Annotated in this window: 15 protein-coding genes; 13 read left to right on the forward strand and 2 right to left on the reverse strand. The window is 47.7% G+C overall.

All coding sequences use genetic code 11. The features are described 5' to 3' along the window. Positions 1-24: 24 nt before the first annotated feature. Positions 25-249, reverse strand: a complete 225-nt coding sequence (locus NSQ38_RS10025) for a DUF1128 domain-containing protein (RefSeq protein WP_017692283.1) — start codon at positions 247-249, stop codon at positions 25-27. Positions 250-407: 158 nt separating this feature from the next. Between NSQ38_RS10025 and yyaC the strand changes: the two genes are divergently transcribed. From yyaC to NSQ38_RS10050, 5 genes are all read left to right on the forward strand, one after another. Next, positions 408-965, forward strand: a complete 558-nt coding sequence (yyaC, locus tag NSQ38_RS10030; RefSeq protein ID WP_339788904.1) for a spore protease YyaC — start codon at positions 408-410, stop codon at positions 963-965. A gap of 60 nt (positions 966-1,025) precedes the next feature. After that, positions 1,026-1,817 (forward strand): alpha/beta hydrolase, encoded by a 792-nt coding sequence (locus tag NSQ38_RS10035; RefSeq protein ID WP_339788906.1) that lies wholly within the window; start codon positions 1,026-1,028, stop codon positions 1,815-1,817. 279 nt (positions 1,818-2,096) lie between these two features. Continuing rightward, positions 2,097-2,801, forward strand: a complete 705-nt coding sequence (locus NSQ38_RS10040; RefSeq protein ID WP_339788908.1) for a DUF6483 family protein — start codon at positions 2,097-2,099, stop codon at positions 2,799-2,801. A gap of 95 nt (positions 2,802-2,896) precedes the next feature. Further along, complete coding sequence (locus NSQ38_RS10045; protein WP_244988473.1) at positions 2,897-4,144, forward strand: SAM-dependent methyltransferase; 1,248 nt, start codon at positions 2,897-2,899, stop codon at positions 4,142-4,144. 191 nt (positions 4,145-4,335) lie between these two features. Continuing rightward, on the forward strand, positions 4,336-6,942 hold the full coding sequence (locus NSQ38_RS10050; protein ID WP_339788910.1) for an O-antigen ligase family protein: 2,607 nt from the start codon (positions 4,336-4,338) through the stop codon (positions 6,940-6,942). Between the two features lie 646 nt (positions 6,943-7,588). Here NSQ38_RS10050 and NSQ38_RS10055 read toward each other — a convergent pair. Beyond that, on the reverse strand, positions 7,589-7,936 hold the full coding sequence (locus tag NSQ38_RS10055) for a dehydrogenase (protein ID WP_339788913.1): 348 nt from the start codon (positions 7,934-7,936) through the stop codon (positions 7,589-7,591). Between the two features lie 160 nt (positions 7,937-8,096). On the opposite strand from NSQ38_RS10055, the gene NSQ38_RS10060 reads away from it, so the two are divergent. From NSQ38_RS10060 to NSQ38_RS10095, 8 genes are all read left to right on the forward strand, one after another. Further along, positions 8,097-8,711, forward strand: coding sequence for a DedA family protein (locus tag NSQ38_RS10060; RefSeq protein ID WP_339788914.1), 615 nt, complete (start codon positions 8,097-8,099; stop codon positions 8,709-8,711). Between the two features lie 2 nt (positions 8,712-8,713). Then, on the forward strand, positions 8,714-9,283 hold the full coding sequence (locus NSQ38_RS10065; RefSeq protein WP_017692292.1) for a thioredoxin family protein: 570 nt from the start codon (positions 8,714-8,716) through the stop codon (positions 9,281-9,283). A 6-nt stretch (positions 9,284-9,289) separates the two neighbouring features. After that, the gene (locus NSQ38_RS10070) at positions 9,290-9,922 is read left to right on the forward strand and encodes an MBL fold metallo-hydrolase (protein ID WP_036607016.1); all 633 of its coding nucleotides are present in this window, start codon (positions 9,290-9,292) and stop codon (positions 9,920-9,922) included. Between the two features lie 586 nt (positions 9,923-10,508). Beyond that, positions 10,509-10,775: a hypothetical protein gene (locus NSQ38_RS10075; RefSeq protein ID WP_339788916.1), complete on the forward strand. Its 267-nt coding sequence runs from the start codon at positions 10,509-10,511 to the stop codon at positions 10,773-10,775. 104 nt (positions 10,776-10,879) lie between these two features. Then, the gene (gene sigY, locus NSQ38_RS10080) at positions 10,880-11,410 is read left to right on the forward strand and encodes an RNA polymerase sigma factor SigY (RefSeq protein ID WP_339788918.1); all 531 of its coding nucleotides are present in this window, start codon (positions 10,880-10,882) and stop codon (positions 11,408-11,410) included. A gap of 2 nt (positions 11,411-11,412) precedes the next feature. Next, positions 11,413-11,748 (forward strand): YxlC family protein, encoded by a 336-nt coding sequence (locus tag NSQ38_RS10085; RefSeq protein WP_339788921.1) that lies wholly within the window; start codon positions 11,413-11,415, stop codon positions 11,746-11,748. Beyond that, entirely contained in the window at positions 11,741-11,971 is a 231-nt protein-coding gene (locus NSQ38_RS10090; protein ID WP_339788923.1) for a sigmaY antisigma factor component, read from the forward strand. The genes NSQ38_RS10085 and NSQ38_RS10090 overlap by 8 nt, the downstream gene beginning before the upstream one ends. Positions 11,972-12,103: 132 nt before the next feature. Beyond that, complete coding sequence (locus NSQ38_RS10095) at positions 12,104-12,487, forward strand: hypothetical protein (RefSeq protein ID WP_024631336.1); 384 nt, start codon at positions 12,104-12,106, stop codon at positions 12,485-12,487. Positions 12,488-12,690: the final 203 nt, after the last annotated feature.

The raw sequence follows: 12,690 nt of genomic DNA on the forward strand, positions 1-12,690 counted from the left end.
TGTGGAAACAGGTCCTTTTTTGGCTTAAGATTTACGAAGATTACCCAGTTCCGAAGCGACAGCTTCCACTTCAGAGATACTGAGATGTTCCTTGCTCAAAATCATTTCATACAGGTCAAACAGATCTTCATATTTCTCAAGTGGGAATGAAGAAGCTTGCATGGCGGCACCGCTTGCCATACGAAGTTTGGTTTTGATCGCTTCAATCATATATTCCATATTGGCTGCTGTTGCTTGTGTTAAATCCATCGTTAAGTTCATCCCTTCCGTATCGGAAACTCTTGTTATTGTATCATGATTGGAAGCGCTCAGGCTAATGCTTTTGCGGGGAAACCAAGCATCGGTTACAATGATGGATACAACAACAGGATTTAACGGAAACCTGAGTGTACTGGAGGGAATACAGCTTGGCAGCGTATAAGCGAGAAATGGTTCGCCATCAAGGAAGGGAAGTCCGCAAAGGTGTGCCTGCAGAGAATCTGGTCTTATTTTTCAAAAACATCGTTCAACTTCATTCTCCAGCTGAAATCACGTTTGTCTGCATCGGTACTGATCGTTCCACCGGGGATGCTCTGGGTCCACTGACAGGAAGTTTACTGCAAGAGAGTGGAATGGAGAACATGATTGGCACGCTGTCTTCCCCTTGTGATGCAGATACGCTGGAAAAGAAATTGGCACTTATTCCTGCACACCATGCCATCATAGCGATTGATGCATGTCTGGGTCCAAAAAATGCGGTAGGTACATACTATCTCTCGAATAACCCACTCATTCCGGCCCAATCGGTCGGAGGCAAGCTACCCCCTGTTGGACAATACAGTGTAGCAGCTGTGGTTAATGCGAATGGACCAAGGCCCTATTCCATTTTGCAGATGACCTCGCTCCACTTGGTCATGGGGATGTCCCGGACGATTGCAGACGCCGCAATTGAAGCATGGAAATGGAGACAAACGTTTCATTCATGATATGTAGGCTTAATAATATACAACCTGAATTATTTAATTCGCGCAGAGAGAGGGATTCATATGGAAAAAGTGATGTGTGATGGAACGACGATTTGTTATGCCGAACAAGGTAAGGGAGAAGCACTCATTTTGCTCCACGGATACTGTGGCAGTTCATCGTATTGGGATGAGGTCGTACCTGAACTGGCACGCAGCTATCGCTGTATCGTACCTGATCTGCGTGGACACGGAAAAACAGATGCACCTGTAGGAAGTTATACCATCGAACAGATGGGCAACGATGTATTGCAGTTGATGGATGAGTTGAAAGTGGAAAAAGCAGTCCTTCTGGGACACTCGATGGGGGGATATATTGCGCTCTCGATTGCACAACGTCACCCGGAACGATTGAATGCATTTGGTCTGATTCATTCGACAGCCTATCCGGACAGTGAAGAAGCTAAGGAGAAACGCCTTCGCGCTGTATCCACCATTCAAACTGAAGGTATCGTAAATTTTGTAGATGGACTGGTTCCCGGACTGTTTGCACCGGAACATGTGGAATCGCTATCTAAGCATGTCACACGTGTGAAGGAAATTGGTTACCAGACTGCTCCTCAAGGTGCGGTTGGTGCTGCACTTGCTATGCGAGAACGCCCGGATCGCCGCGATGTGTTATCGGCTACACCTTTACCTGTATTGCTGGTTGCGGGAGAGAAGGATGCTATTATCCCGCCAGAACGTACATTTACAAGTGACAAGCCACATATCGTGCAGGCCGTTATCGCGGGTGCGGGTCATATGAGCATGTATGAAGCTCCTGAAGAATTAATTCAGGTCATTAAACAATTTATGGCTGGATTATCGAAGTAATTGATGAAGTAATTTATGTTGATTTTATTAGAAATTAGAATATAGTTTGGTTTCTGGATGATTCAACCTCTTGTGGAGGAGGAGTAACCAGTTCCATTCCAACCGAGCCCCTGCAATGTCCCTATGGGATAGGCGGGGGCTTGGTGTGTTCATGGCCAGAGCAAAGACTTGTGCGTCTTGTTTTTGGCTTTTTGTCATGGCATGAATTAAAATAAATATAAAGGAACGATATTAGGGCGTTTGGGATATACAGGGTCGAATGATGAGGGGGCATACAGCATGTTCAGAAAAGATTATCTGCTCCGCATGATGGAGGAAATGACTGAAGCAATTGGCAAAGTGTTCACGCTCAAACAGCAGCGTAAGCACACCGAGGCATTGTCTGAACTGGATGAGTTGATGCGCAGGCAGTTTGGGTTGAACTTATCTCTACTGAACTCATTGCCAGCAGAGGATGTTATTGAAATGTTCCGTTTTCGCGGAATGATTGAGGTAGACAATCTGCAGCAAGCCGCCAGGCTAATTGAAGAAGAGGCATATATTTATCAAGAGAAGGCCAAAGTGGAAGGCATCGACGATCAGGAGAGAATGGACGCAGAAGATGAGGCTGTCATTCGATTGATGAGATCACTTCATTTTTACCTATATGCATTGAATCATGGTGCTAATCCCCAGTTATTGAATGCACCGGAACGGGTGGAGGGTGTATTGGGGCTTACGAAAGAATATGAACTTCCTGCTCGAACTGAAAGACAGCTTGCCCTCTATCGTGAACAACAAGGACGTTACGACCAGGCAGAGAACAGTTGGTACAGACTGCTCCAGCTTGGTGATGAGTTCCCGGTGAGCTACCGAGATGATGTACAGTCGTTCTACGAAAGGTTGAGCCAACTCACGGATGAACAACTGGTGCAAGGCGGTTTGCCACGCAACGAAGTTGAAGAGGGGTTAGCTGAACTAAGTCGTCAAGAGATGAGCTCCTAAATATGGATAGGATTAAGTCCTGTTACATGCCCTTACTTGGAGAGGGAACGTAATTGTGGTATGGTAACGGTTGACCAAACCAAACCGAAAGTGAGATGTACCCCGTGGATTCATTGCGAAAGCTTATACAAGACATCTTTGAACAGAATTCGCTGATTACAGCGACCTGGAGCCAGCTGCGCAGACGGGACAATGTCTCGTATACCAAAGTGCAAGTCAAGCCGGTGACACTGAAGAATCAGCTGCATTATCAATTTGCATTTCACTATAACAACAAAGTGCTGCACGAGAATTTGACTCCGGCTGAAGCGGCAGAGCGTATGACTTTGTTATGCGAAGAGACGTTTCGTCAAGGCCTGCTCTGTACGACTGAGGCAGACTATCAAATTTTGATCAGCAAAAAATATAAAGTATCCATTCTGACCAAATCTGCTTCCAAAACTGCAGTGGATCTGTCGCATAATCGCAAGAAGCAATATGTATTGGAGGAGGGAGTACCCGTCTCGTTCCTCGTTGAACTTGGTATTATGAACGAAGAAGGTCGTGTGCTGGCCCGCAAGTATGACAAGTTCAGACAGATCAACCGTTTCCTCGAAATGGTGCAGGATGTCATTCCGCATCTGCCAGAGGGACGTCCACTGACCATCGTTGATTTTGGTTGCGGGAAGTCTTATCTGACATTTGCGTTATATCATTATCTGTCTGTACAACAACGGCGTTCACTCAAAATTATTGGGTTGGACTTGAAGGCAGATGTAATTGAACACTGTAATGATCTGGCTAATCGATTGCATTATGGCGATCTGAAGTTTCTGGTTGGAGACATCGCGGACTACGATGAATTGAATGAAGTGGATATGGTTGTCACGCTTCATGCCTGTGACACAGCTACCGATGCTGCTTTGGAGAAGGCAGTTCGTTGGGGGGCTTCTGTTATTCTGTCTGTTCCTTGCTGTCAGCATGAACTGTTTGATCAAGTAGAGGCTTCCGTGATGAATCCGTTGTTGTCCCATGGCATCCTCAAGGAACGTTTTTCCGCACTGGCTACGGATGGGATTCGTGCGAAGTTGCTTGATCTGATGGGATACAAGACACAATTGCTTGAATTCATCGATATGGAGAATACGCCTAAAAACATATTGATTCGTGCTGTTCGCGGTCAGGCGGGCGAAGTGACGGAGATGTGGAATGAATATACGGCTTTCCGTGATTTCATTCATGCCGATCCATATTTAGAGCGGGCTTGTGCCGATTTGCTTCCTGGCGATGGCAAGCAGGCCAACGGGAAATCAAATTCGAGCAAAGAAACCGTTCAAGATTCCGCAAATTGCGACCTTTGCTGAGTGTGCCAATGACAATACAGGGACATACTGCAATTAGGGTCTCTGAATGTAAAATGATATTCAATGCACATACTTCGTAGCAATCAACATTATAACTGTCAGATGTATATCAGGCAGAAGGACCCGTTATGGGGATCTTCTGTCTTTTTGTTATGCATAGGAAGCGGTGGAAGTAAGGAGGGTGGATAAGGATGAAGAATAGGACAATGCATAAGGGAGTTGTAAGGTATAGACGAGGGTATGCGGCGAATGAGGAAATGGTGGAACAGGTGTTTGAAGGGTCTCACCATGCAAATGGTACAGAATGTATAGATAACAGGGACTTATGTAATGGGGGCAAGAGGGACGGTAGAGACAGTAAAGGCAGTAGAGACAGTGCATATCATAGGGAAAATACATACAACAAAGATGATATGTATGAAAAAGATGATACATATCAATCAAATGGAGTTATCCAAATTGATGGGTCAAGTCGTTTTCCTTGGATCTTGAGAAGTGAACATTATTCAGGGTCGGGAGGGACTGTTGGGCTGGGCATACTCTCAATTATCTTGCTACTTGCAGGGTGTCTGAGTCGGGGACTATATTATTCGGCGGATCTGTATCCTGTCATTCTGATCGCAGCAGGAAGCATATTGATCCTATTATTTCTTTTCCTTGTAGGGACTCGTCCACAGAAGGCGAGTGAACGAATACCCATGTCATTGGTACAGGATCAGGGGAACATCGAACGAATCGTTGAGAACATATTTCGATTTCCGGGAATGTGGCGGGTATTGTGGCCGCTGGGGATGATGACATGTTTTGGGGTACATGCGTTGGCAGGCTCGGTGAGTAAAGAGGGCAGCATGGATGAGATGCTGCGGTGGAGCCTGCTTGGGATGTTTACTCTGCTCACCGAATTACTGGCTGCGCGCACGAATGGTGCGCGTTGGTTAGCCTGCGGTTGGCAGATGGCAGGCGGCTTGCTTGTGCTAAGCGGCATCCTTGCCGTGTGCGGGATATTGCCGCTGCCCTTCGGGGTGATGCGGACTGCTGACCCCGAGATCAGCTCCGCCGGAGCAAGGCTCGGCGGATTATTGCAGTACCCGAATGCGTACGGTGCTATTGTTGGCATGTACGCATTGGAGCGGCTAACAGCCGCCGCGCGAGTCATAGCCCGGCCTGTGCCGGTCGGGCGACTCATCGCGGCAGTGCTGCCGCTCATGCCCGCGCAAGCCGCGCTCCTGCTGAGCGAGTCGCGCGGCGCTTGGCTGGCGACCGGCTGCGCCGCGGTCGCCGCCTTTGCTTTGCAGCGGCGCGGTGCCCGCCTGCCGCTGCTGCTGGCCATGGCCGCGCCACTGGCGTGCGCGGCCTGGCTGTACCGCCAGCTGGCTGCTGCCCAGCTGGCGCCTGCACCCGTGCCCGGCCTGCTGGCCCTGGCCGGGGCATGGGCAGCTGCGCTGCTCGGCACGCTGCTGCTGTGCCGTCTATGGCACAGCGGCGCCGCCAAGGCTCCGCGCGCCGCTGCCCTGACGGCCATCGTGCTGGCGGGAGCCGCCGCCGCACTCATGGCCGTGGCCTCCACCGCCGATCGCCTCGCGGCGGGTGTCGGCACGGGGGTGTCCCGCCTACAGATGTGGCGGGACGCCCTCCAGCTGTGGACCGAGGCCGCATGGCTCGGCCACGGTGGGGATACATGGCGCAACATGTTTCGCGCCATTCAATCCTCGCCTTATGTTGGAGGCGAGGTCCACAACGGCTTGCTCGATCTCGCCCTGGACACGGGCATGATTGGCATCCTGCTTGTCGCAGGGTGGTTTCTCATCACCCTGCGGAGCATCTTTCGTTTTGCACCACAGCTCATGCCATCCGTGCTTGTTTTTGGTCTGCATGGGGCGATGGACTTTGACTGGAGCTTCACCTTATTCTGGATGTTCTTCATCTGGCTCGGTGCTTGGGCATCAGCATTGAAGACGGAAACAGAGGGAGTCCAACGATCCGGCGGAACTGTGGAATACACTCCTATCAGATCCAAATCGGGATCTAAATTGAGATCCAAAATGAGATCTAAATCCAGATCTCTTTTCTTGCGATATTTACCAACCCAATCCCACCCATCAGCTGTCCCGATGCGCTCCTTCTTTCATATTTTTCAGCGAGTAACTGCTCGGCTAATAAGGGTATCCACAGTGATGATCATCTTTTTCTGGCTTGGTGGAACAGTCTGGCTGACCTCCCGATATGCCGTAGCAGAAGTGCAGTACCGTCAGGCGATGTCTGAACCTTATGGCACTCCAGCACAGAAGGTGCATCTTATGGCTGCCCTTCGGTCTAACCCGAATCGATCGGATATCGTGATATCTCTTGCGCGAACGCTCCCAGGACGAGAAGCAGAATCACTCCTTTTAAACAACCTGTCCCATTCCCCGATGCACCCTCAGATTTACATCGAACTGGGACGATTGGCAGCACAATTCGGCGAAGGACAGCAGGCTGGAGTATATTTTAAACAAGCGATTGCATTGAATCGGTATGATAGCATTGGCCAATCCGCGGCTTTGTATTGGATGGAGCAGGCAGCGCGGCGGGAATGGGAGGCAGGATATAGAGAGCGAGCCCGACAGACTGCTGCCGCTGGTGTCCAGATGTATGAACGGTATCAACTGTTGGCTGAGGAAGTGGAAGCAGGAAACGTTCGCAATGATCGCCGTTTTGTATTGGAGGAACATGCTCCAGGCTATGGAGAGAACCTGCGCAGGCTTGCTTCGGCTTCTTCTCCATCGTTTACTCCAGAGTTGACCAAGCGGAGCCCATGAATCACTACTGGATCTTGTCGTTTACCCAAGCGATATGATGATGGATGTCAGCGTGTAAAAAGTCTGGAAGTCCAAGCTGGCTGCTCTTTGCGGAGGGTATGCGATTCTCTAAGGAACACAGGACGTCTTATATCGCCTCCAGCTTCTCTTTGTAAATTGTAAGGAACATCAGACACGTTATTTTCCGAAATCCCCTAACAAAAACTCTATAAAAAGCCAAAAATTCCGATATAACGTGTCTCAGATTCCTTAGATTTCTAAGAGTGCTTCAAATCCTTGAATAAGACGTCTCAGATTTGTTACCGCTCATGGGCTTGGGCTTGAGCATGAGCATGAAAATATAATTCCAGCTTATGTTCATACTCACAGTTTATATTCATGCCCACCTGGAGGTCGGCTCCATGCTCTGCTCCAACCGCAAGCCAGAGGTCGCCCCCGAATTTCACCTGGAGTGAAGCTTTACATCGGAAAGAGAAAATCGCATTTTTGTTGTCTCTATCGCTTACTCGTACGTGAAGGACACATTAACATCACACGTTAAGGACACAGTGCCCGCGCCTGTTCCTAACATGTTCAGATTCGCTTCAGCTTTGCTGCGTCATTCAGTAGGTTTGAAAACACAGCTACCTGCCTCATTCCTCCATATCTACAGACGATAACCGCCAAATGCGTGCTGAAACGCATCTTTTAATGGTTCAACCTCTACTTCCCACATTGCGGCGATCTCTGCACTGACATCCGTGTTCCACCACTCACATAATTTTTTACGGTTGTCGCGATTCTCCCCAATCCAGAGCAGATTAGCAATCACCTTACCGTAATAATATTCTTCTGCCTGCTTCATCCGTTCGGGAGAGACATATACTTTTAGCCTTTTGGCTGTCCGGTACAGTTCCTTGCTGCATGCCCGGCGAATTCCTCTAGCAGAAGGAAGGTTTTGACCAGATTGCGTATGTTTGACCGGCGGAGAACCGGGTATTGACTTGTGTGACATCTTCTCACGCTCCTCTCCCCATACCATATGCGGACTGCTGCGAACGGGACACTATCCCAACCTCGTGAAGTAGCAACGTCCACAGCCCTGTGATAAAATAGGGACGAACATCCATGGTGCGGAGGGGCACCGCCAATCAGGATGGAGAAAGAGGGTTGAGATGGACTTTATTCATAACCTTGTTGGCCAATTGTTCGATTGGATTCAAAGTCTTGGGTACTTTGGAATCATGCTTGGATTAATGGTGGAAGTTATCCCAAGCGAAATTGTGCTGGCGTATGGAGGTTTTCTCGTTTCACAAGGTAATATCAACTTCTTCGGTGCTATGATTTTTGGTACGGTGGGCGGTGTGATTGCCCAGTTATTTATTTACTGGATTGGCCGTTATGGCGGCAGACCTGTACTTGAACGCTACGGTAAATACATACTCATCCAGAAAAAACACATCGACCATTCCGAGGAGTGGTTCCGCAAGTATGGTACAGGTGTCATTTTCACGGCGCGTTTTGTTCCGGTGGTAAGACATGCAATCTCCATCCCGGCTGGCATCACGAAAATGCACACAGGCAAATTCATCTTGCTTACTACACTCGCTGTTATACCTTGGACTGCATTGTTTATATATTTAGGGATGATTCTTGGAGATCAATGGAAGCATATTGATGAGAAAGCGGCGCCGTATGTAATGCCTATTTTGCTTGTCGCTCTCGCCCTTATGATCGTTTATGTACTTATTAAATGGATGAATGCTCGTAAAAAGAAAGGAAGTGTCTAGTCATGGGTAAACCCAACTTGTCTCACAAATTTGGTAAAGGTCTGCCACCGAAGGATTTTATCGAGAGTATGACCAAGAACCAAAGTGAATTCCAGGCCAACTATGATAGCTTTACTTGGTCGAACGAAGAGGATCGTGAGTTCTTTGAGAGCCTGAACCATCGCGACGATCTGCGTGTGTTAATTTTGGCTGCTGACTGGTGCGGGGATGTTGTACGTAATATTCCCGTTGTATTCCAGGCGCTTGAAATCTCAGGAATCCCAACGGAAGTTCTGATTATGGAGAACCATCCCGAAGTGATGGATGAGTTTCTGACGATGGGTGGCCGTTCCGTGCCAGTTGTTATTTTCGCTGATACAGGTGGTCATGTCCTCGGTCAGTGGGGACCTCGTCCGCAGCATGTACAGGAAGTCATGATTGAATTCAAACGCCTTAATCCGGATCGTGAAGCAGCAGATTATCAAGAAAATTTGGCTGTAGCACGTCAAGAGATTGGTAAACGTTATGGGGAAGGAACGGAGTCACATGCAGCCATTATCCGTGAGTTGCGTGAACTGATTTCGGGTTACTAAGCCGATATGCTTAACATTCGCACGTTTACACTAGGCCCGCTTCAGACCAATGCGTATCTCTTACAAGGAGATGATCCAGGTAAAGCCGTCATTATCGATCCGGGCATGAATCCAGGGCCGCTGCTTAAAGCGATCCAAGACTTGGAGATTGAAGCCATACTCCTGACTCATGCTCACTTTGATCATATGGGCGGGGTAGATGAGATCCGCAAATTGAAGGGATGTCCCGTTTATCTTCATGATTTGGAGAGTGACTGGCTTACCACCCCGAAATTAAATGGATCTTTGAATTGGCCGCAGGCGACACCACCGCTTTCGACAGATCCTGCTGAATATGCCATGGACGAAGGGCAGAAGCTGAATCTGATTGGTCATACGTTTAAAGTGTTCCATACACCCGGACATTCACCGGGCAGTGTAAGTTTGCTTTGTGATAACGACCTGTTTGCCGGTGATGTGCTGTTCCGCATGGGTGTGGGCAGAACGGACCTGACAGGAGGGCGTGAACGGGATCTGATTGATTCAATCCAGAACAAGCTCTACACCTTTGCTGATGAGGTTAAAGTATATCCAGGTCATGGTCCCAAAACGACCATTGGTTATGAGAAACAGAACAATCCTTACGTGTCCGCAAGATAATCCGACATGATATGTGAAGAAAGTCTGGACAAGTGACAACTTTTTCATTAGAATAGCAATTAGTTGTTACAAGCGTTAAGGCATCATCTAACTGAAGCATTACCAAGAAACACCCAACCTCGCGAAGCACGCAGACTGTGGTCTATACCCGGTTTGCGTTCTTTTTTTGTTTTCAGCCCCTTTTTATCGCAGAATTAGCCTTTTTTACGCTACATAGAGATGTAAGATGCGCTTCATCAGAAGACAGCTTGGGACCAATAACAAGTTAGCAACAAGAACAGATTGTTTAGAAATGATGAGATTAAGAAAATAGTATATAAGTTGAACTAATCATTTACACGATAACGGAGAGGACAGAAAGAACCTGAAAAAGCGAAGCTAAAAGCTTTCTGCAAGAAAGCTACTTCGAAAGCATAAACTTCGCCTAAAAGCTTTCTGAAAGAAAGCTGCATCGGAAGCATAAGCTATCCCCGGATTTTCCCCTTCGGAAAAGGGAATCAAAAAATCAGGGGATAACAGCGATTGGAAGGTTATTCTGTCATCGTAGTGTCAGTGTAAATAATCTTTAGTTCAACTTATATAGATCATGAGAGTGGGGAATATCAAAGTGGAGAAACCAAGAGTTATTCCGTTGGGACAGCGTGTCGAGTATCCGAGCGTTGAAGAAAACCGTCGTATATTGGAAAGTGGGAAAAGAGAAACAGGTACTGAGCAAGCTTTAATACATAACCCTAGCGTGACCAATGAGGTGGTGAAGTCTCAGCAGAATATATGGACAAGCCGTGTTTTAAGAAACGGGGCCCGTAACCAACCGTGGTTCGACAAGCTGCAGGATTACCGGAATCAAGTCTGATTGCCCGGGAAATTGTCGGGTTTTAATTTTTTTTTTGATCCCATTGAACGTTTCTGCAGAGCCTGTCGTATTAACTCCAGATTGAACGGGAAGCAGGTGATTTCATGATAAAGGCAGCTGAACTCGAAGAAGTACGGAGAGCAGTATCGGGAGACGATAGCGCGCTCGCAGCGTTGTTGCAACGTCACTACACGTTTGTATATAAGTATCTTGTCAAAGTTACGATGGACGCTAACCTCGCAGAAGAGACGGTGCAGGATACGATGATTCGTTGTATGGAAAATATCCATCGATATGACGGCACATCTGCCTTTTCATCTTGGATGATCACCATTGCGACCCGCATCTATATCGATAAGACAAGACGTAAGAAGAGAGAACAGAACTGGCTTGCTCTCATCCGGGATCAGGCCGTACGTCGATTCCGCTGGCAGCTTGAGACTCGAAATGAAGAATGGACAGATGTCATGGATTCGATGACAAGACTGACACCCGAACATCGTGTTGCAGTGTTACTGAAGCATTATTATGGGTACGGGTATGACGAGATCGGGGAAATGCTGGGTATTCCTGCGGGAACGGCGAAGTCACGCACAGCTTATGGTCTCCGTCAGTTAAGAAAGGAGCTGGAATAAGGATGAGCAGATCAGATGATGCACAAGAACAAGAAGTTGTAGAACGATTGCAGCAACACATGAAAGTGCTGGATGATGCATTTGAGCCGCCAAGTATTCCTTCTTTGGGTGCACTTGAAGCCCAAGTCAGGGAACGGAGACAGATTAGACGGCGAGCCAATATGATCGAGATGATATGTTTTTGGTTGGTTGGATTGTTTGCCATTACCTTCGGGGCATTATTTTTTGTATCTGCTCCAGCTCTATATCTGGGAATCCAGGCTCTTGGTACAGCTGTCGCGGTGATTTTGGCTGTGATTTGGGCCGGACGGCGCCGGAAGGAGGTTCGTCATGAATAAAATGCATTATTCATTGGATGAAATTTCTCCACTGTGGCTTACATTGCTTGGCATTTTTCTTCTGGTTCAGGGCACATGGATTTTTCGGGACGCACGCAGACGTGGACATTTCCCTTGGTTATGGGGATTATGGGGCATCACAGGATTTCCCACGCCACTCATCATATATTGGTTTGTCGTAATTCGATCACAGCGCAAGCCAGGTGCACGAAATCAGAAATAACATCATTTTGAAAATGGAAAAAAAGATTTTGCACAAATATGTTGTTTAATTCTAGTATTCCTAGACATCGTTATTCTTTTCTAGTAGACTATACAAATAAATATTAATGATAGACTACCAGGAGGTTAGACGATGCTGCGATTAGGAGAGAAGGTTGTCATCGTCGCGGATGCGTTTGAGCAGAATCTTCCTGTGGGGGAATATGGTTTCATCATCGCTTATGACCGGAATCCGGACAATGCGTTCGATTACGTGCTTCGAGTGCCGCAGGTGAATCGGAACTTTTTTGTTCCATCCGGCGACGTCGATCTGGAAGAGGTTCTGCTGAAGCAGGAAGCTGAGCGGGTCGAGCGAGAAGCGTTGATAGATTACGCCCTTGCGACACACAATGAGAAGCTGTTTCATCATTTGATGAACGGAGATTTTCAAGCTGTGGAAGAGGAAGAGGAAACCGCGAACGATGTTATGTCTCAGGCGGATTTTATAAAGCAGGTTAATCTGCGTGCATGGATTTAGAATTTTAAGAGTCGGCTGATGCCGGCTCTTTTTTATTTTGTAAGTTCGTTTTTGGCTTCCCGGAAGACTGTCAGGTCATTTGCATTGAATTGTCGAACTATCTCACCTATAATGAAAAAAGTTATCTTGAGACTTTAGCCCGTTAAACGAGCGATTCGTTTCAGGTCGTTTCGGGAATCAGAACGAATGAAGGAGGCATCCGC

It is taken from the genome of Paenibacillus sp. FSL R7-0313, from assembly GCF_037969885.1.
Classification (GTDB): domain Bacteria; phylum Bacillota; class Bacilli; order Paenibacillales; family Paenibacillaceae; genus Paenibacillus.